Source organism: Novosphingobium sp. KN65.2, assembly GCF_001368935.1.
GTDB lineage: Bacteria > Pseudomonadota > Alphaproteobacteria > Sphingomonadales > Sphingomonadaceae > Novosphingobium > Novosphingobium mathurense.
On record NZ_CCBH010000160.1, the window covers coordinates 67,596 to 85,985 of the forward strand.

Consider the following 18,390-nt stretch of genomic DNA (forward strand, 5'->3'; position numbering starts at 1 on the left):
CAAGGGGGCTTGCCGGAACCGGACGAGTTCCCGCTGCATTTTCAGTGGGGAACGCTATGTTGCAGGTCCGATGAGCCGAGCCGGGACAGACCAGGAATGACTGAGCAAGCGGGAGTCCCGCCCGAGATCGCGCAATGGTTCGAAGGGCGGGGCTGGCGCGTCCGGCGCCACCAGGCCGAAATGCTGGCGGCTGCGGACGAGGGGCGCCATGCCCTGCTGGTGGCGGATACCGGAGCGGGCAAGACCCTTGCAGGCTTCCTGCCGACGCTGGCGGCCTTCTGTCCCTCGCGGCTGGGCGGGGCGATACCTGTCGACGGTCTCCACACGCTCTACGTCTCACCGCTCAAGGCGCTGGCGCACGATGTGCAGCGCAACCTCCTGACCCCGGTCGAGGAAATCGGGCTGCCGGTCCGCATCGAGACCCGCAGTGGCGATACGCCGTCCGACCGCAAGGCCCGGCAGCGGGCCCGTCCACCGCATGTCCTGCTGACGACGCCCGAATCGCTGTCCCTGCTGCTCAGCTATCCGGAAGCGCCGGAGCTGTTCTCCACCCTGCGGCGGGTAGTGATCGACGAAGTACACGCATTCGCCACCGGCAAGCGCGGCGATCTGCTGGCACTCTCGCTTGCGCGGTTGCAGGCGCTTGCGCCCGGGATGAAGCGCGCAGCACTTTCGGCGACCCTTGCCGACCCCGATTCCTACCGTGGCTGGCTGGCACCGTGGGGGGACATCGATTCGGTCGCGCTCGTCGAGGGCGAGCCTGGCGCGGACCCGGATGTCTCCATTCTGCTTCCGCGCGACGAGCGGATTCCCTGGAGCGGGCATGCGGCGACCTGGGCGATCGACCAGCTCTACGAGAAGATCCGGGCGCATCGCGCGACGCTGGTGTTCACCAACACCCGCTTCCTTGCCGAGTATATCTTCCAGTGCCTCTGGGACGCCAACGAGGACAAGCTGTCCATCGGCATCCATCACGGCTCCCTGTCGAAAGAGGCACGCCGCAAGGTGGAAGGGGCGATGGCGCGAGGCGAGTTGCGGGCGCTCGTCTGTACGGCCAGCCTCGATTTGGGCATCGATTGGGGCGATATCGACCTCGTCGTCCAGATGGGGGCGCCCAAGGGCTCCTCGCGCCTGCTGCAGCGCATCGGCAGGGCGAACCACCGCCTCGACAGCCCGAGCGAGGCCGTGCTGGTCCCGGGCAACCGCTTCGAGTTCTTCGAGGCATTCGCCGCGCAGGAGGCGGTCAGGGAAGGACGGCGCGACGGCGAGGGGTTCCGTCCGGGCGGTCTGGACGTCCTGGCCCAGCACGTCATGGCTTGCGCCTGCTCCGGCCCGTTCCGGGAGGAAGATGTCCTGTCCGAAGTGCGCTCCACCCAGGCCTACGCCTGGGTGGACGAGACGATCTTCGCGCGGGTCCTCGATTTCGTGGCGACCGGCGGATATGCGCTGCGTTCCTACGACCGTTTCCGCCGGATCGTGAAGGAGAGGGACGGCACCTGGCGGCTGACCCATCCCGAGCATGCTGCGCGCCACCGGCTCAACGCCGGGATCATCGTCGATGCCGAGATGCTGGATGTGCGCTTTCGTAACGGCCGCTCGCTGGGCAAGGTGGAGGAGGGGTTCGGCGCCAGCCTGGAGCCCGGCGATACCTTCCGCTTTGCCGGCATGGATCTCGAAGTGGAATCGCTCAAGGATCTCGACCTTGTCGTCCGGGCGGCGAAGCGTTCGGCGACGATCCCCAGCTACATGGGGCAACGCATGCCGATCTCGACCCATCTGGCGGACCGGGTGCGCGAGATGCTGGCGGACCGGGCTGGCTGGGCGCGCTTTCCCGATGACGTGCGCGAATGGCTGGAAGTGCAGGACTGGCGCTCGCACCTGCCGGCTCCGGGGCGCCTTCTGGTCGAGAGCTTTCCCCATCGCGGGCTGGCCTATACGACCTACTACACATTCGAGGGCTGGCCGGCGAACCAGTCGTTGGGAATGCTGGTGACGCGCCGCATGGAGGATCGCGGGCTGGGCCCGCTCGGCTTCGTGGCGACAGACTATGCGCTATCCATCTGGGGCCTCGAGCCGGTGGAGGATCCGGCGGCTCTGCTCTCACCCGACATCCTCACCCACGAATTCGTCGACTGGGTGCAGCAGTCCTATCTGCTGCGCCGGGCGTTCCGAGAGGTCGCCGTGATTTCCGGCCTTGTCGAGCGACAGCAACCCGGCAAGCGCAAGTCGGGACGGCAGGTCACCTTCTCGACCGACCTGATCTACGATGTCCTGCGCAAGTACGAGCCGGATCACCTCCTGCTTGAGGCGGCCTGGGCCGACGCCCGCTCGCGCATGACCGACGTGGCGCGTGTGGCGGATGTCCTCGACCGGGCCGCGCGCGAGATTGATCACATTCGGCTCGATCGGATCAGCCCGCTGTCCGTTCCCGTGCTATCCATGATCGGGCGGGAGAACCTGCCGTCCGGTGCGGCGGATGACGAATTGCTTCACGAGGCGGAAAGCCTCGCCTCGCTTGCCATGCGTGTCGATCCGGCGCTGGAGGACCAGTTTCGAAGGTCGCCCGGTTGAGCGCGTATCATGCGCGCATAGAAAAAGGGGCGGATTTCTCCGCCCCTTTTCCGTGATCCTGAATGGATCCGCCGGTTTCGACTTACTTGCCGAATTCAGCGTACTGTTCGTTGCCGACGAAGCCGAACTTCGAGACCTGCGAAGCCTTGATCACCTGCAGCACCTTGGCCGAGAGATCGTAGCTGGCCTGCGGCTCCGGCTGGAACTGCAGTTCCGGCTCGGGATCGATCTTGGTCGTGTCCGCGAGCAGGCGCTGCAGGGTCGCGCCGTCGATCTGGTTGCCGTTCCACATGATCTTGTCATCCGAGGTAAGGACAACCTTGTTGCGGACCGGGTCGACCGGCGGAGGGGTGTCCGTCGGAGGGGTTGCAACCGGCAGGTCGATGTCGATCGAGTGCGTCGCAACCGGGATGGTGATGATGAACATGATGAGGAGAACGAGCATGACGTCGATCAACGGCGTCGTGTTCATTTCCATCATCGGCGAGCCATCATCCTTGCCGCCTGACATTGCCATGAGGTGTTACTCCTGTTCCTTTACGAACGTCAGGCGTTCGGGTCGACGGGGTTCGAGATGAACCCGACCGTCGGATAGCCCGAGATCTGGACGTTGTAGATCGCACCGGCAACGCACCGCCACGGGGCGTTCACGTCGCCGCGGATGTGCACCTGCGGGATGAGGTCCGGATTCTTCATCAGGGCCTCGGCGCCGCCTTCGCGCTTCACGATCGAGTCGAGGCGCTTGAAGGCACGGTCGCGCAGTTCTTCCGCAGTGACCGGTGTGATGTTGTTGAAGTAGACGCGGCACTCGCCATTGCGCGATGCGCCCGTGTAACCGGGTTCACCTGCGTTGCGACCGGCATCGTCAGTCGTCGAAACGGTGAGGAGCAGGTTTTCGACCTTGTCCTTCGATTCTACCGACTTGATGATCGGAATGTGCAGCTTTTCGATCGTCTGGATCGCGACCGGAACCGCGATCAGGAAGATGATCAGAAGCACCAGCATGACGTCGACGAGCGGCGTCGTGTTGATGTCGGACATCGGTGAGTCTGCACCGCCTCCGCCCGTGGATATCGCCATAGTCTTATCCTAATCCTAGCGTTGCCCTGGGGAGGCGACGGACACGCATGCATCGCTCCGTCGCCTTGGGCCCCGAAAACGCGGCAGCTTGAGTACCTGCCGCGTTTCTAGCGTCTTACGACTTGGCCGGAGCGGCAGCCGGCTTGGCCGGAGCAGCCTTGGCCGGAGCAGAAGCGATGGCGGGCTTCACGGCGCCCTTCGAGTTGATGTTCGCGAGAACGTCGTTCGAGAAGCCGGTCAGCATTTCCGCGATGCGCTTGTTGCGGCTCTGGAGGTAGTTGTAGGCGAGAACGGCGGGAACGGCGACGAGCAGACCCAGCGCGGTCATGATCAGAGCTTCACCGACCGGACCGGCGACCTTGTCGATCGAGGCCGAACCGGCGATGCCGATGGCGATCAGAGCGCGGTAGATGCCGACGACGGTACCGAACAGACCGATGAACGGTGCGGTCGCGCCGACGGTGGCAAGGAACGGCAGACCCGAAGCGAGACGCGCGTTGATGGTCGATTCCGAGCGAGCGAGCGAGCCGTGGAGCCAGTCGTGGGCTTCGAGCGAATCGGTCATCTTGGCGTGCTGGTCTTCAGCGGCGATGCCGTCGTCGACGAGCTGGCGCCATGCGCTGTTCTTTTCGAGCTTGGCGGCGCCTTCACGCAGGGTGGGAGCCTTCCAGAAGCTGGTGCGGACAGTGTTGAACTGGCGCAGGATCTTCGACTGTTCGAACCACTTGGTGAACAGGATGTAGAACGAACCGAAGGACATAATGCCGAGAATGATCACGGTCGCGTAGGCGATGAAGCCGCCCTGCTCGAGGGCTTCAGCGAAACCGAATTTGTTCTGAGGCGCGGCGGCTTCGCCGGCAGCGGCGAGGATGTCAACGATAAGCATGCGATTTTACCTCTCAAGAAGAATGCAGGAGTTGGCCGGGGTCCGCTCAGGACCCTGCCGTACAGGAGTTAGTTGAGCTTGTAGACGATCGCGGTCGAATACGTATCCGTCGTCGGATTACCCGCGGTGTCGAGGGCCGGGTTGAAGCGTGCGTAGCGGCTCATGCCGTCACATGCAGCTTCGTCCAGGTCCGGGCTGCCGCTCGAGCTCGTTACCGAGCATGCGGTAACCCTGCCGTCCGGGCCGATGGACACGCGCACGCCAACGCGACCTTCACGCTCTTCACGAGCGGCGCGGGTCGGGTAGTTGGCCTGGATGCGGGCTGCCCAGCTGTTCATGCCCTTGGGCGTGGCGCCCTTGGACTTGGACGGCGGCGGCGGCGGCGGCGGGGGTGCTGCAGTCTGGATGACCACAGGCGGCGGCGGCGGCGGGGTGATCACGGTCTGCACCGGCGGCGGGGCCGGAGCGATGTTGATCGGCGGCGGCGGCGCCACAATGGGCGGCGGCGGTACATTTTCCTGTTTCGGAGGTGGCGGCGGCGGCTCTTCCTCCTTGGGTTTCTCTTCCTTGATGTCCACGGTAGTCACCTTATTGATGACTTTCTTCGCCGCCTCGTAGGCGAGGCCCGTGACTAGCGCATAGCCGACGAAGACGTGGATCAGCGCGACAATGACAAGCGCGGTAATCTTATTACCGCTCATTTGCTGGTCAGCGTAAGCCATTCAGACGCATCACTCCATTACCAAGCCCCGGACGAATCCAAGGGCGACCATGGCCTTCGCAGTTGCGAAGTCCATGACGAAACTTAAATTACCCACCCTGACGGCTGACAACCCTTAACCCGTAGACGGTGCAACGGGGGACCGGGCCGAGGGGCGTTTTTTTGTTTTTGCCCCGTTTTGCGAGCTTCATTAGCGGTGAAGCCCCCCCTGCGCAATGTCTTATGAGCGTGACAGAGGTTAACCGTCAATTCAGCCCCGTTCGTACGAAATTATCGCCAAGCGATTTTGAGCCTGTCAATCGACAGGCCTATACAGTTTGTTCTTTCTACGGAGATACCGTTCCATGTCATCCAAATTGCGCGTACTTGCGAATGGGTTCGCAGGGATCTTGCTCGCTTCGCAAGCTTTTCCCGTACTCGCGCAGGATAGCGCGGCAGTGTCCACCGGCGTTACTTACGCCGACGTCGCCGACCTAGCTGATTCGTCAGGTCTGGTGATCCATGCACAGGTTCGAAAAATGATCCGGGTGGCCGACGAGAGGGCGCCTGGCCTGAAACCGGGCATGGCGCGCTTCTATGTTCAGGCCGATACGAAGGCGCTGCTGACCGGTTCGACGCCGCTCGGCGAATCAGTCGCGTACCTCGTCGACCTCCCGCTCGATGCGCGCGGCAAGGCACCCAGCCTCAAGAAGCAGGACGTCCTGCTCTTCGCACGTGCGGTAAAGGGAAGGCCCGGCGAGATCCAGCTTGTGTCGCCCGAGGCACAGCAGCTCTGGACGCCGGAGGCCGATGCCGAAGTCCGCCGCGTGCTCCAGGCCCTCGTCGCGCCCGATGCTCCTGCGAAGGTGACCGGGGTCCGCGAAATTCTCTACGTGCCGGGAACGCTGGCCGGGCAGGGGGAGACTCAGATCTTCCTCTCGACCAAGGATGGCTCGGCAGCCTCGATCACCGTGCGCCATGAGCCCGGACAGCCGCCGGTCTGGGGGGCCTCCTTTTCCGAGCTGATCGCCGATGTCGGCAATCCGCCCAGGCGCGACACGCTCGAATGGTACCGCCTCGCCTGCTTCCTGCCGAACACGCTGTCGCCCAAGGCCAATGTTTCCGAAAGCTTCGCGGCGCGCCGACAGGCCGAATCCGACTACCGGATGGTTCTGGGCGAACTCGGCGTGTGCCGCCGCACATTGGGTCAGGGGAACTGAAGGGGCGGCGTGGATGCGGGGCGCCTTCAACAGGGTCGCCTTGCGGCAAGATTGACGGTTGGCGCGGGAAGGTACTGGCAATTCCGCCCCGCCTCGCCTAGGGCGCGCTCCCGAAAGGGAAGTCCATGGTAGAACCGCTCAATATCGCGCTTGCAGGCCTGGGTACCGTCGGTACCGGCGTCGTCCGTCTCATCGAGACCAATGCGGAGCTTATTGCCCGTCGTGCAGGGCGTCCGATTCGCATTGCCGCGGTCAGTGCGCGCGACCGCACCAAGGATCGCGGTGTCGACCTGACGCAGTATGTCTGGGAAGACGATCCCGCAGCACTTGCGGCACGCGATGACGTCGATGTCGTGGTGGAGCTGGTGGGCGGCTCGGATGGTCCGGCGCTGTCTCTCGCACGCAAGGCGATCGGTAATGGCAAGGGCCTGGTCACTGCCAACAAGGCGATGATTGCCCATCACGGACTTGAGCTGGCTTCGGCTGCCGAAACCGCCGGCGTGGCCCTGAAGTTCGAAGCGGCGGTTGCCGGGGGCATCCCGGTCATCAAGGGCCTGAGCGAAGGCGCCGCAGCCAACGAGATCGAGCGCGTCTACGGCATTCTCAACGGCACCTGCAATTACATCCTCTCCACCATGGAGGATACCGGCCGGGACTTCACCGATGTTCTCGAGGAAGCGCAGCGCCTGGGTTATGCGGAAGCCGATCCGACCTTCGACATCGAAGGCATCGATGCTGCACACAAGCTGTCGATCCTTGCCGCCATCGCCTTCGGTTCGCGCCTGCGTTTCGACGCCGTGGAGACCATGGGCGTCTCGCCGGTCAAGGCTGCGGACATCGAGCAGGCCCGTTCGCTGGGCTACGTCATCCGCCTGATCGGCATGGCCGAGATCGACCGCCTCGATGGCGGAGTCGGTCTCTTCCAGCGGGTGCGGCCGCATCTCGTTCCGATCGACCACCCGCTCGCGCATGTCGACGGGGCTACGAACGCCGTAGTCGCCGAGGGCAACTTCATGGGCCGCCTGCTGTTTCAGGGCGCCGGCGCCGGTGACGGGCCGACTGCGAGCGCCGTGGTCGCCGACATCATCGACATCGCGCGTGGCGAAAAGGGCGCGGCCTTCTCGATGCCGGCGAACGAGCTTGAAGATATCGCTCCGGCTCCGACCGGTCACCGCAACAGCCGGTCCTACCTTCGCTTCATCGTCCACGACCGCCCTGGCGTTCTTGCCGAGATCACGGCGGCTATGCGCGATGCAGGCGTTTCCATCGAAAGCCTGATCCAGAAGGCTCCTTCGGACGATGCGGGTGAAGTCATCATCGCCGTCGTCACGCACGAGGGACCGGAATCGGCAGTCACAGAGGCCATGCGCATTCTGGACGGATCGGACAGCCTCGCGGGCCAGCCGCTGGTCATGCAGATCATCGCCAACTGATCGCGCAGCCGGAGCAAGGGATCGGGCGCAGTTCTGCGGCCCGATCCTCCGTCTCGGGGTCAGTCGGCGCGCATCTCGCCCTTGGCGATCTTGTCGGCATCCGATCCTTCCGGGGCTTCGGGGATCGATGAAAGGTCGATGATGTAGGGTTGGGTCACTCTGCCGAAGCCCATCGTCGCCTTGCCCTTGAAGATGCCGTTTCCGGCAACATCGGGCGGGCGAAGCTGGCCGTCGTTCAATGCTTCCTTCGAATTGGGATCGCTGTCGGCGGTGGACGGCATGCGAAATTCGTCCTGCTTGGGCGCGCAGACGACGATGTCGCCCCGCCGCTCCGGGGTAGTGCAGCGATTGGTCAGCTTGTCCGGCGTCACGCGCCCGCCCGCCATCATCCTTTCCGCCAGTTCCCGGTCAGCGTCGCTCACCTGTGCCATTGCCGGGATGGGTGCAAATGCAACCAGCGCGAAAACGAAAGGCCACCTTCTCGACAATTCCAATTCCTCTGTCTAAGCGGTCCGAACCTTTCCTCCTCGGATTAATCCGGAGTGAACATGTCCGACAAGAAAACTCCTGCAAGTAAAGTTCTCGATCGCGTTCTCGTTCTCGAAATGGTGCGCGTTACTGAGGCAGCGGCCATTGCCGCGTCTGAACTAATTGGTCGCGGTGACGAGAAAGCTGCCGATCATGCCGCCGTTGAGGCCATGCGCAAGGCTTTTGACGAACTTTATATCGACGGGACTGTCGTGATTGGTGAGGGAGAGCGGGACGAGGCTCCCATGCTCTTCATCGGCGAGAAGGTCGGCGGTGCACCTGACCGGGGGCCGAAGATCGACATCGCGCTCGACCCGCTGGAAGGCACGACGATCACGGCCAAGGCCGGGCCGAATGCGCTGGCGGTGCTGGCTGCCGCCGAAGAAGGCGGCCTGCTCAACGCGCCCGATGTTTACATGGACAAGCTGGCGGTAGGGCCGGGCTATCCGGAGGGCGTGATCGACCTCAACAAGACGCCGACCGAGAACATCAAGTCGATCGCCGCGGCCAAGGGCGTCGATCCTCACGAGATCATCGTATGCGTGCTCGACCGACCGCGCCATGCCGACCTGATCGAGGAACTGCGCGCAATCGGTTGCGGCATCCAGCTCATCCCCGATGGCGATGTCGCCGGCGTGATCGCGGTTACCGACGAGACGACCACGATCGACGTCTACATGGGTTCGGGTGGTGCGCCCGAGGGCGTGCTGGCCGCTGCTGCGCTGCGCTGCGTGGGCGGGCAGATGCAGGGGCGCCTGCTGTTCCGTAATGACGATGAGCGGGCCCGTGCGCGCAAATGGGGGATCGAGGACCTGAACAAGGTCTACGCGCTTAACGAACTGGCCAAGGGCGACTGCATCTTCGCGGCGACCGGCGTGACCAGCGGTTCGCTGCTCGATGGCGTGAAGCGCCTCAAGGGCGGCAAGATGACAACCGAAAGCGTCGTCATGCGCGCAAGTTCGGGAACGGTGCGCTGGATCAAGGGCGAACACCGCCACTGATCGCCTCGTCCAGACGATTCAGGCAGTTAGGGCCGGGTCCGTTGGTGCGGGTCCGGCCTTACCGCTTGTGGCGGGGGAGAAAAACCTGCCGCGCTCTATTGCAATCGCATGACGCATGGCTAGAGGCCTGCGCCATCAGCCCAAAAACTATCGGCCGTCTCGGGGATTCGCGATGAAGATCATGTCCGGCAACAGCAACCTTCCGCTTGCGCGCGCTATCGCGGGCTATCTGGAGTTGCCGCTAACCGATGCCAGCGTCCGGCGCTTCGCCGACGAGGAAATCTTCGTCGAAATCCATGAGAACGTGCGCGGCGAAGATGTCTTCGTCGTCCAGCCGACGAGCTTCCCGGCGAACGACAACCTGATGGAACTGCTGATCTGCATCGACGCGCTGCGCCGCGCTTCGGCCAAGCGGATCACGGCTGTCGTTCCCTACTTCGGCTATGCCCGCCAGGACCGCAAGCCCGGACCGCGCACGCCGATCTCGGCCAAGCTCGTTGCCAACCTGATCACCGAAGCCGGCGCCGACCGCGTCCTCTCGGTCGACCTGCACGCCGGTCAGATCCAGGGCTTCTTCGATATCCCGACCGACAACCTCTTCGCAGCGCCGGTCATGGCGGCCGATATCCAGGCCCGCTACGGCGACCAGTCGCTGATGGTGGTCTCGCCTGACGTCGGCGGCGTGGTCCGCGCCCGCGCGCTGGCCAAGCGTCTCGACAATGCGCCGCTGGCCATCGTCGACAAGCGCCGCGATCGTCCGGGCCAGTCCGAGGTCATGAACATCATCGGCGACGTCAAGGGCCGCGCCTGCATCCTGATCGACGACATCATCGATTCGGGCGGCACCCTGTGCAATGCCGCGCAGGCGCTGATGGACGAGGGCGCGGTCAGCGTCACCGCCTACATTACCCACGGTGTGCTCTCTGGTGCGGCGGTTTCGCGCGTCAACAATTCGGCGCTCAAGGAACTGGTGATCACCGATTCGATTCAGGCCACCGAGGCCGCCCGCGAATCGGATCGCATCCGCATCCTGACCATCGCGCCGCTGATCGGCGAGGCGATTCGCCGTATCGCTGACGAAAGCTCGGTTTCCAGCCTCTTCGACTGAGCTGGATCTGCTTCCAATCAAACGATGAAGGGCTGGCGCTGCGAGTGTGGCGTCCGGCTCGTCACGCCCAGGGTCTGTCTTCTCCGGGCTGGAGCCGCTTGAGCGCTTCCAGCCTGCGGGCCTGCCGCGATTCGAGGGCCAGGGTCAGGATCGGTTGCGGCGTGCTCTGGAACTGGCGCGGCGACATTCCGAACAGTTCGGTGAATTCGTGGATGAGGTGGCTTTCATCATAATAGCGCAGGGTGATCTCGTCGCCCTCGTTCCTGTCCGCCACGCCGCGCAGATAGCTTGCCATGTCGAGCGCGCGGGCGCGGCGCAAGACCTGCTTGGGTGACATGCCGAAGTCACGGCTGACCATGCGTTCGAGCTTGCGGCGTTCGACGCCGCAATCGCGCGCCGCCTGGGCGACGGTGATGTTGGGATTGCTGAACGCCAGCTCTTCGAAGCGGGAGATGATCGGATCGGGCTGCTTTGCGTCGATCTGAGCGATTCGCTGCCGAATCATCTCTTCCAGTCCCTGCAGCCAGTCTTCCGGGGTTCCATCCGGATCGATGCGTGAAAGGATTCTGGCCGAGGGCGTTTTGACCGCATCGGTCACGACCAGCCGGTCCACGAATTCGCGCACGTGCAGGCCCTGCAGCGTGAGGCAGGCGCCCGGGCGCAAGGCAAGGCCGACGCTTGTGAAGCTGCCCGTTACCGAAACGGGCATGCGCCGCGACTGAGGGCCGAAAAATAGTGCAGCCTTGCCGAAATGTTCGGGGCCTGTAGCCGTCACCGCCCTCCAGTCGCCGGCAAGCTGGATACGCACGCAGGCGGTGTCGTTGAACAGCCCGCAGGACAACCGATAGTCCTCAGGTGCGGTTACTTTGGTCACGTACAGGCGACCTACCCACGGGGCCAGGTCCGGTGCAGGTGCCCGGTTATAGGAAAGGGGTTGGCCTCCACTAGTCATCCCCTGTTCCGACGCTATGGACGAGTCCACGGCCGGACGTTTCTTGCGATGCATGCCCCTCTTTCGTTAAGTTAAAACCCCTTAACCATGAAATACAATGTCGCTCCAAGTGTCGCAATGTAGGAAATTCATACATTCCTTTTAGCCGACCTGCAATTTTCTTACAGGTACTGCAGTTAACATATTGCCGCTTGACCAGTCCGGAAAGCTGCAGGCAGAGGGTGCCCATGAAGATCGATCAGGACCTCGCCCTTGCCCTGCGTCTGGCGGATGCCGCCGGCGATGCGATTCGCCCGCACTTTCGTTCCGGACTCGATGCCGAGCGCAAGGATGATGCCTCACCGGTAACGGTGGCCGACCGCGCCGCCGAAGAGGCGATGCGCCGGATCCTCAAGGCGGAAGTGCCGCGCGACGAGATCGTCGGCGAGGAATTCGGCACCGAAGCCGGAACATCGGGCCGGACCTGGGTGCTCGACCCGATCGACGGCACCGTCTCGTTCATCGCGGGTCGGCCGATCTTCGGCACCCTGATCGCCCTGCTGGTCGACGGCTGGCCCGTGATGGGCGTGATCGATCAGCCGATTCTCGGTGAGCGTTGGGTGGGTGCCAGCGGCATGGCGACCACGTTCAATGGACGCGAGGTGCGCACCCGGACCTGCCGCCAACTCTCCGATGCCATGCTGGCGACGACTGGCCCGCAATATTTCGACGACCATCAGGGCGACCACTTCATGGCCCTTGCCGCCCGCACCGACCATCGCCGGATGATGATGGGCGGAGACTGCTATAATTATGGCCTGCTTGCTTCGGGGCAGATCGATCTCGTCTGCGAGGCCGGGTTGAAGCTGCACGATTGGGCTGCTCTCGTGCCGATCGTCGAAGGGGCGGGCGGGACGATGTGCGACTGGAACGGTGAGCCGCTTCACGCCGCCTCGGGCGGTGAAGTCCTGGCGATCGGCGATCCGGCGCGACTGGAAGACGTCGTGGAAGCGCTGGCTTGCCATCACTGATCGGTGACGGCCCGAAGCGGTGACGCGGCTGCGATTATTCGTTTACGGTACGCTTCAGCCCCACGCGGGAACCCGCATGGGCGAATGGATCGCGGCGCGCTGCGGGGCAAGCGCAGAAGCCAGCGTTCCCGGACGGATTCATGCGATTCGCGTCAGCAGTGGCTGGTTTCCCGCTCTGGTTCCGGCGGCATCCGCGCAACGCGTGCGCGGCACCTTGTGCGACCTTGAACTGGCGGCAGGCGAATTGTCCATTCTCGATCGTTATGAAGGCAGGGAATACCGCCGCGCGGCGATGCCGGTGCGCACCGACCAGGGATTGCGAATCGCGGCGCAGGTCTATCTCTGGCGGATCCCGCTTCCCGCTCATGCTCGCCCGATAGTCGGCGGTGATTTCCTCGCATGGCTCAAGGAGAGCCGGTCGAGTGCTTTCACCACGTTGCGTAACGGGGTGTGAACGTCGGTCTGGCGCCTCTTCGCGCTTGCCTTGCGGCGGACTTCCCACTAAGGGCGCGACCTTCAATCGACGCGGTCGAATCTCCACAACGGGGATTCGGCGTGCTGGTCTGGCCATGAAGGGCTGCCACGGCTGGTGCGACGTGTCCCTGAAAAGGAGTCGAAAATGCCCAAGTTGAAGACGAAGAGCGGCGTCAAGAAGCGCTTCAAGCTCACCGCCACCGGCAAGGTGAAGCACGGCGTTGCCGGCAAGCGTCACCGCCTGATCAGCCATAACGGCAAGTACATCCGCCAGAATCGCGGCACCGAGGTCATTTCCGACGCCGATGCCAAGACGATCAAGAAGTGGGCGCCCTACGGGCTCAACTGAGGAGTACTGACCGATGAGCCGTATCAAGAGGGGTGTAACCACCCGCGCCAAGCACAAGCGTATTCTGGACCAGGCCAAGGGCTACCGCGGCCGCCGCAAGAATACGATCCGCGTCGCTCGCCAGGCCGTCGAAAAGGCCGGCCAGTACGCCTATCGCGACCGCAAGGTTAAGAAGCGGACTTTCCGCGCGCTCTGGATCCAGCGTATCAACGCTGCCGTCCGCGCCGAAGGCCTGACCTACTCGCAGTTCATCCACGGCGCCAAGCTCGCCGGGATCGAACTCGACCGCAAGACGATGGCCGACCTCGCCATGAACGAGGGTTCGGTTTTCTCGGCGGTGATCAAGCAGGCGAAGGAAGCGCTTCCGGCCTGATCGGAACCGCTTTCCGCCCGGGCCCGACAGCCCGGACCGAGATCAGGAATGGGCGTGGATGCATGAATCCGCGCCCATTTTCTTGCGTGCGCAGAACTTTGCATTAAGTTCGCTGTTCCAGTTAGGAGCTTGAAAGGATGCCCCCGTCCTGCAAGGTGTCTGCGGAATACATGAGCACCTCTCCGAGGTTGCAGCGCTATTTCGCCGGGGTTTTCCTGATTGAGATCGAAGTCGATGGCGATGGTTTCGTTGAAGACTTCATGTTTCCCGACTGGGCAACCCTGCGGTTCAATCATGTGCCGCTCGTCGGCGGCATGACGCGCGAGGGGCAATCGCTCGGCACGGCGACGTTTTCCGTCTCGGGGCCACGCTCGCAGGAGGCGTACCTGCGGACAGGGACCATTCGCCAGTGGGGCGTGCTGCTCCATCCACTGGGCTGGGCGCTGCTGATCGGAGAGCCAGCGCGTGCCTATGCCAACCGGCTGGCCGATGGCATGACCCATCCCGCCTTCGCCAAGTTCAGGCCATTGGCGCAGACACTGTTCGGACCCGCGCCCGACCGGCAGGGCGAACTGGACCGCCTGACCCGATTTTTCGATGGACTCGAGCCGCTACAGGATCCTTCCGCCCGCAGCATCGCCGAAGTCTACGAAGCGCTTTACGATCCGGATATCGAGACGGTGCCGCAACTGGTCGACCGTTCGGGCGTCAGCCGCCGCACGCTGGAGCGATTGTGCCAGCGCGCCTTCGGGTTCTCACCCAAGACGCTCCTGCGTCGCCAGCGCTTCCTGCGCAGCCTGATCGACTTCACCGTCGACCCGACGCTCAAGTGGATGGGGGCGATGGACGCCGCCTATCACGACCAGGCGCAGTTCGTTCGAGACTTCCGCGAGTTCATGGGCATGACCCCGTCCGAATACGGGCAGCTTGCCAAGCCGGTCGTCGAGCCGATCATTCGCGAGCGGACGCGCTATTCCCGCGAAGTCGCGCGCGAACTGCAGCAAGGTGCGGGCTGGCGCGAGATCAAGCCCGCGCTGTGAAGAATTGCGCCTTCGCGCCGCGCTATCCTGCTCTTTCGTTGCGATTCGCGGCTGACCTGCCTAAGGACCGCGGCTCGATACCAGCAACGCAGCAGGCAGACGACACGTGGACTACGCAGCAACCGGCCAGGAGGCGCTCTCGCGGATAGCGGGGGCATCCGATCTCGATACGCTGGAGGCGCTGCGCGTCGAATTTCTGGGTAAGCAGGGCTCGATCTCGGGCCTGCTCAAGACCCTGGGCAAGATGAGCCCCGATGAACGCAAGGTCGAAGGCCCCAGGATCCACGGTCTGCGCGAGAGCGTTACCGAGGCGCTGACCGCACGCAAGGACGCGCTGGAAACCGCGGCGCTCGATGCCCGCCTCGCATCCGAGACCATCGACCTTTCGCTGCCCGCGCCTGAGCAGCCGCGCGGATCGGTACACCCGGTCTCGCAGGTGATGGACGAACTGGCGGAAGTCTTCGCCGACATGGGCTTTGCCGTTGCCACCGGTCCCGAGATCGAAGACGACTGGCACAATTTCACCGCGCTCAACATGCCCGAAAGCCATCCGGCGCGCGCGATGCACGACACCTTCTATTTCCCCGACCGCAACGAAGGCGGGCGCGAGATGCTGCTGCGCACGCATACCTCGCCGGTGCAGATCCGTTCGATGCTCGATGTGGTGAAGCACAATCCTGGCGGGGCACCGCTGCGCGTCATCGCGCCGGGGCGCGTCTATCGTTCCGACAGCGATGCCACGCACACGCCGATGTTCCACCAGATCGAGGGCCTCGTCATCGACAAGGGCATCCACCTGGGGCACCTCAAGTGGACCTTGGAAACCTTCCTCAAGGCCTTCTTCGAACGTGACGATATCGTGCTGCGCCTGCGTCCCAGCTACTTCCCCTTCACCGAACCCTCGGTCGAAGTCGACGTGGGTTATGCCTACGAGGGCGGTCGCCGCGTCGTGGGCGGATCGGGCGATGCGCCGGGCCATGCCTGGATGGAAGTGCTGGGCTCGGGTATGGTCAATCGCCGCGTCATCGAGGCCGGCGGGCTCGATCCCGACGAATGGCAGGGCTTTGCCTTCGGTACCGGCGTCGACCGCCTCGCCATGCTGAAGTACGGCATGGACGACCTGCGCGCCTTCTTCGACGGCGACGTTCGCTGGCTCTCTCACTACGGCTTCTCCGCCCTCGACGTGCCGACCCTTTCGGGTGGCGTCGGTACCCCGGCCTGAGCGGAAGGAAAGAACACATGAAATTCTCGCTCGCCTGGCTCAAGCGCTACATCGAAACCGAAGCGACCGTCGACGAAGTGGCGGCCACGCTCAATGCCATCGGCCTTGAAGTCGAAGGCATCGAGGACCCTGCCGCCAGGCTCGCCGGCTTTCGCGTCGCCAAGGTTTTGACCGCTGCGCGTCACCCCGATGCCGACAAGCTGCAGGTGCTCACGGTCGATACCGGCGAGGGCGATCCGATCCAGGTCGTCTGCGGTGCCCCGAATGCGCGTGCCGGGCTCGTCGGCGTACTGGGCCTGCCCGGTGCGACGGTTCCCGCCAACGGCATGGTCCTCAAGGTTTCCGCCGTGCGCGGCGTCGAATCGAACGGCATGATGTGCTCCACGCGCGAGCTGGAGCTGGGTGAAGACCACGATGGGATCATCGAGCTGCCCGAAGACGCGCCGGTCGGCACCGATTTCGCCGCCTATCACGGCGCGAGCCCGATCATCGAAGTGGCAATCACCCCCAACCGGCCGGACTGCATGGGTCTCTTCGGCATTGCCCGCGACCTGGCTGCGGCCGGCCTCGGCACACTCAAGCCGATCAGGGTGGAGCACGTCGAAGGCACTTTCCCGTGCCCGGTCGAAATCCGTACTGACGATCCTGATGGCTGCCCGGCCTTCTACGGCCGCGTGATCAAGGGTGTGAAGAACGGCCCGTCGCCCCAGTGGCTGCAGGACCAGCTGCTCTCGGCAGGCCAGCGTCCGATTTCGGCACTGGTAGATATCACCAATTACCTGATGCTCGGCCATGGTCGTCCGGCCCATGCCTACGATCTGGCCAAGCTGTCGGGTCCCGTGGTCGCCCGCCGGGCCCGCGATGGCGAGACCGTCGTTGCGCTGAATGAGAAGAGCTACACGCTCGATGGCGAGATGACCGTGATCGCCGACGACAACGGCGTGCACGACATCGCCGGCATCATGGGCGGCGAGCATTCGGGATGTTCCGACGAGACGACCGACGTCCTGCTCGAGATCGCCTATTTCGATCCGGTTCGCATTGCCAAGACGGGGCGCAAGCTCAATCTCACCTCGGATGCGCGCAGCCGCTTCGAGCGGGGCATCGATCCGCAGTTCCTCGACACCGGTCTCGATTTCCTGACTGCGCTGATCCAGATGATCTGCGGCGGCGAAGCTTCGCACGTGGTTCGCGCCGGTGCGGCGCCGGCTTCGCCCAAGATCGTCCATTTCGAGCCCGGCTTGACCGAGAAGCTCGGCGGCGTAGCGGTACAGCCCCAAGAGCAGCAGCGCATCCTTGAGGCGCTGGGCTTCTCGGTAGTCGCCGAGGAAACGAATTTCGACAAGGCCTGGGCCGTGACCGTCCCGGGCTGGCGTCCAGACATCGACGGCGCGCCCGACATCGTCGAGGAAGTGGTGCGCATCCACGGGCTCGACAAGGTGGAAAGCGTTGCCCTGCCGCGTGCCGATGGCGTCGCCCTGCCGACTGCCACGGCCATGCAGAAGCTGGAGCGCCGCGTTCGCCGCGCCGCTGCTGCGCGCGGCATGCACGAGGCGGTGACCTGGTCGTTCCTTCCCGAAGCAGAAGCCGCGGCCTTTGCCCATGGCGAAGGGGCCCTGTGGACCCTGTCGAACCCGATCAGCGAAGACATGAAGGTCATGCGTCCCTCGCTGCTGCCGGGCCTGCTTTCCGCTGCGCGTCGCAATCTTGATCGCGGCGCGGCCAGCTTGCGCCTGTTCGAGATCGGCCGCCGCTATCTGCGGGGCCAGGCGGGCATGAGCGACGAGCGCCTGACCCTCGGCGTCGTGCTTGCTGGCGAGAAGGCGTCGCGTGGCTGGGCAACGGGCAAGGCGACGGCTTTCGACGCCTTCGACGCCAAGGGTGAAGTGCTGGCGCTGCTCGCCGAGGCGGGCGCCCCTGTCGAGAAGCTCCAGGTCATGGGCGAGGCCGGGCCGCAGTTCCATCCCGGGCAGTCGGCGACGCTGCGCCTCGGGCCCAAGAACGTGCTGGCGCGCTTCGGCATGATCCATCCCAAGGTGGCGAAGCAATTCGACATCGATGGGCAGGTGGCCCTGGCCGAGATCTATCTCGATGCCATCCCGGCAAAGAAGGGCGCGGCCAGCTTCGCCCGGATCAAGTATGCGCCGCCTGCGCTGCAGGCGATCACGCGCGACTTTGCCTTCCTCGTTCCGCTTGAGACGCCGGCGGGCGATCTCGTGCGGCTGGTGCAGGGCGCGGACAAGGCGAACATCGTCTCGGCCCGCCTCTTCGACGATTTCCGCGGCGCTGGCGTTCCCGAGGGCCAGAAGTCGCTGGCCCTTGAAGTGACGCTCCAGCCGCAGGAAAAGAGCTACAAGGAAGAAGACCTCAAGGCGATTGCCGACAAGGTGACCGCCGCTGCCGCCAAGCTCGGGGCCGTGCTGCGCGGCTGACCGACCAGGAC

At 64.2% G+C, this 18,390-nt stretch carries 18 protein-coding genes; 12 read left to right on the forward strand and 6 right to left on the reverse strand.

What is annotated here, in order from left to right:
* Nucleotides 1-96: 96 nt before the first annotated feature.
* Nucleotides 97-2,571 (forward strand): ligase-associated DNA damage response DEXH box helicase, encoded by a 2,475-nt coding sequence (locus SPHV1_RS13630; RefSeq protein ID WP_054946576.1) that lies wholly within the window; start codon nucleotides 97-99, stop codon nucleotides 2,569-2,571.
* Between the two features lie 82 nt (nucleotides 2,572-2,653).
* Here SPHV1_RS13630 and SPHV1_RS13635 read toward each other — a convergent pair whose 3' ends face one another.
* From SPHV1_RS13635 to SPHV1_RS13650, 4 genes are all read right to left on the reverse strand, one after another.
* A complete protein-coding gene (locus SPHV1_RS13635) occupies nucleotides 2,654-3,088 on the reverse strand; it encodes a biopolymer transporter ExbD (protein ID WP_054946577.1) in 435 nt (144 codons plus the stop codon).
* Nucleotides 3,089-3,117: 29 nt separating this feature from the next.
* Nucleotides 3,118-3,651, reverse strand: a complete 534-nt coding sequence (locus tag SPHV1_RS13640) for a biopolymer transporter ExbD (protein WP_176167978.1) — start codon at nucleotides 3,649-3,651, stop codon at nucleotides 3,118-3,120.
* Between the two features lie 115 nt (nucleotides 3,652-3,766).
* A complete protein-coding gene (locus SPHV1_RS13645) occupies nucleotides 3,767-4,537 on the reverse strand; it encodes a MotA/TolQ/ExbB proton channel family protein (RefSeq protein ID WP_054946579.1) in 771 nt (256 codons plus the stop codon).
* A gap of 68 nt (nucleotides 4,538-4,605) precedes the next feature.
* Entirely contained in the window at nucleotides 4,606-5,259 is a 654-nt protein-coding gene (locus SPHV1_RS13650; protein ID WP_054946580.1) for an energy transducer TonB, read from the reverse strand.
* Nucleotides 5,260-5,602: 343 nt separating this feature from the next.
* On the opposite strand from SPHV1_RS13650, the gene SPHV1_RS13655 reads away from it, so the two are divergent.
* Nucleotides 5,603-6,457, forward strand: a complete 855-nt coding sequence (locus tag SPHV1_RS13655; protein WP_054946581.1) for a hypothetical protein — start codon at nucleotides 5,603-5,605, stop codon at nucleotides 6,455-6,457.
* A 125-nt stretch (nucleotides 6,458-6,582) separates the two neighbouring features.
* On the forward strand, nucleotides 6,583-7,890 hold the full coding sequence (locus SPHV1_RS13660; protein WP_054946582.1) for a homoserine dehydrogenase: 1,308 nt from the start codon (nucleotides 6,583-6,585) through the stop codon (nucleotides 7,888-7,890).
* A gap of 59 nt (nucleotides 7,891-7,949) precedes the next feature.
* Here SPHV1_RS13660 and SPHV1_RS13665 read toward each other — a convergent pair whose 3' ends face one another.
* Complete coding sequence (locus SPHV1_RS13665; protein WP_231634679.1) at nucleotides 7,950-8,312, reverse strand: hypothetical protein; 363 nt, start codon at nucleotides 8,310-8,312, stop codon at nucleotides 7,950-7,952.
* Nucleotides 8,313-8,438: 126 nt separating this feature from the next.
* Here SPHV1_RS13665 and glpX point away from each other — a divergent pair, with 126 nt between their 5' ends.
* Both glpX and SPHV1_RS13675 read left to right on the forward strand, forming a co-directional pair.
* Entirely contained in the window at nucleotides 8,439-9,419 is a 981-nt protein-coding gene (gene glpX / locus SPHV1_RS13670) for a class II fructose-bisphosphatase (protein ID WP_054946583.1), read from the forward strand.
* Between the two features lie 172 nt (nucleotides 9,420-9,591).
* Complete coding sequence (locus SPHV1_RS13675) at nucleotides 9,592-10,527, forward strand: ribose-phosphate pyrophosphokinase (RefSeq protein WP_054946584.1); 936 nt, start codon at nucleotides 9,592-9,594, stop codon at nucleotides 10,525-10,527.
* Between the two features lie 61 nt (nucleotides 10,528-10,588).
* Here the strand turns inward: SPHV1_RS13675 and SPHV1_RS13680 are convergent, their stop codons facing one another.
* The gene (locus SPHV1_RS13680; RefSeq protein WP_369817914.1) at nucleotides 10,589-11,401 is read right to left on the reverse strand and encodes a helix-turn-helix domain-containing protein; all 813 of its coding nucleotides are present in this window, start codon (nucleotides 11,399-11,401) and stop codon (nucleotides 10,589-10,591) included.
* A 305-nt stretch (nucleotides 11,402-11,706) separates the two neighbouring features.
* On the opposite strand from SPHV1_RS13680, the gene hisN reads away from it, so the two are divergent.
* The 7 genes from hisN to pheT all read left to right on the forward strand — a co-directional run bounded on the left by hisN (nucleotide 11,707) and on the right by pheT (nucleotide 18,379).
* On the forward strand, nucleotides 11,707-12,489 hold the full coding sequence (gene hisN, locus SPHV1_RS13685) for a histidinol-phosphatase (protein ID WP_054946586.1): 783 nt from the start codon (nucleotides 11,707-11,709) through the stop codon (nucleotides 12,487-12,489).
* Between the two features lie 19 nt (nucleotides 12,490-12,508).
* On the forward strand, nucleotides 12,509-12,943 hold the full coding sequence (locus SPHV1_RS13690) for a gamma-glutamylcyclotransferase (protein ID WP_255352295.1): 435 nt from the start codon (nucleotides 12,509-12,511) through the stop codon (nucleotides 12,941-12,943).
* Between the two features lie 165 nt (nucleotides 12,944-13,108).
* Nucleotides 13,109-13,312 (forward strand): 50S ribosomal protein L35, encoded by a 204-nt coding sequence (gene rpmI / locus SPHV1_RS13695; RefSeq protein WP_007012839.1) that lies wholly within the window; start codon nucleotides 13,109-13,111, stop codon nucleotides 13,310-13,312.
* A 13-nt stretch (nucleotides 13,313-13,325) separates the two neighbouring features.
* Nucleotides 13,326-13,685 carry a 50S ribosomal protein L20 gene (gene rplT, locus SPHV1_RS13700; protein WP_007012840.1) on the forward strand — a complete coding sequence of 120 codons (360 nt, stop codon included), beginning with the start codon at nucleotides 13,326-13,328 and terminating at the stop codon, nucleotides 13,683-13,685.
* 170 nt (nucleotides 13,686-13,855) lie between these two features.
* Nucleotides 13,856-14,725 (forward strand): AraC family transcriptional regulator, encoded by an 870-nt coding sequence (locus SPHV1_RS13705; protein ID WP_231634680.1) that lies wholly within the window; start codon nucleotides 13,856-13,858, stop codon nucleotides 14,723-14,725.
* A 106-nt stretch (nucleotides 14,726-14,831) separates the two neighbouring features.
* The gene (pheS, locus tag SPHV1_RS13710) at nucleotides 14,832-15,947 is read left to right on the forward strand and encodes a phenylalanine--tRNA ligase subunit alpha (RefSeq protein ID WP_054946588.1); all 1,116 of its coding nucleotides are present in this window, start codon (nucleotides 14,832-14,834) and stop codon (nucleotides 15,945-15,947) included.
* Nucleotides 15,948-15,964: 17 nt separating this feature from the next.
* Nucleotides 15,965-18,379 (forward strand): phenylalanine--tRNA ligase subunit beta, encoded by a 2,415-nt coding sequence (gene pheT, locus SPHV1_RS13715; RefSeq protein WP_054946589.1) that lies wholly within the window; start codon nucleotides 15,965-15,967, stop codon nucleotides 18,377-18,379.
* The last annotated feature ends 11 nt before the right edge of the window (nucleotides 18,380-18,390 follow it).

Coding starts and splice junctions, on each gene's coding strand:
- SPHV1_RS13630 (WP_054946576.1), top strand. CDS start 97: ATGACTGAGCAAGCGGGAGTCCCGCCCGAGATCGCGCAATGGTTCGAA.
- SPHV1_RS13635 (WP_054946577.1), bottom strand. CDS start 3,088: ATGGCAATGTCAGGCGGCAAGGATGATGGCTCGCCGATGATGGAAATG.
- SPHV1_RS13640 (WP_176167978.1), bottom strand. CDS start 3,651: ATGGCGATATCCACGGGCGGAGGCGGTGCAGACTCACCGATGTCCGAC.
- SPHV1_RS13645 (WP_054946579.1), bottom strand. CDS start 4,537: ATGCTTATCGTTGACATCCTCGCCGCTGCCGGCGAAGCCGCCGCGCCT.
- SPHV1_RS13650 (WP_054946580.1), bottom strand. CDS start 5,259: ATGGCTTACGCTGACCAGCAAATGAGCGGTAATAAGATTACCGCGCTT.
- SPHV1_RS13655 (WP_054946581.1), top strand. CDS start 5,603: ATGTCATCCAAATTGCGCGTACTTGCGAATGGGTTCGCAGGGATCTTG.
- SPHV1_RS13660 (WP_054946582.1), top strand. CDS start 6,583: ATGGTAGAACCGCTCAATATCGCGCTTGCAGGCCTGGGTACCGTCGGT.
- glpX (WP_054946583.1), top strand. CDS start 8,439: ATGTCCGACAAGAAAACTCCTGCAAGTAAAGTTCTCGATCGCGTTCTC.
- SPHV1_RS13675 (WP_054946584.1), top strand. CDS start 9,592: ATGAAGATCATGTCCGGCAACAGCAACCTTCCGCTTGCGCGCGCTATC.
- hisN (WP_054946586.1), top strand. CDS start 11,707: ATGAAGATCGATCAGGACCTCGCCCTTGCCCTGCGTCTGGCGGATGCC.
- rpmI (WP_007012839.1), top strand. CDS start 13,109: ATGCCCAAGTTGAAGACGAAGAGCGGCGTCAAGAAGCGCTTCAAGCTC.
- rplT (WP_007012840.1), top strand. CDS start 13,326: ATGAGCCGTATCAAGAGGGGTGTAACCACCCGCGCCAAGCACAAGCGT.
- SPHV1_RS13705 (WP_231634680.1), top strand. CDS start 13,856: ATGAGCACCTCTCCGAGGTTGCAGCGCTATTTCGCCGGGGTTTTCCTG.
- pheT (WP_054946589.1), top strand. CDS start 15,965: ATGAAATTCTCGCTCGCCTGGCTCAAGCGCTACATCGAAACCGAAGCG.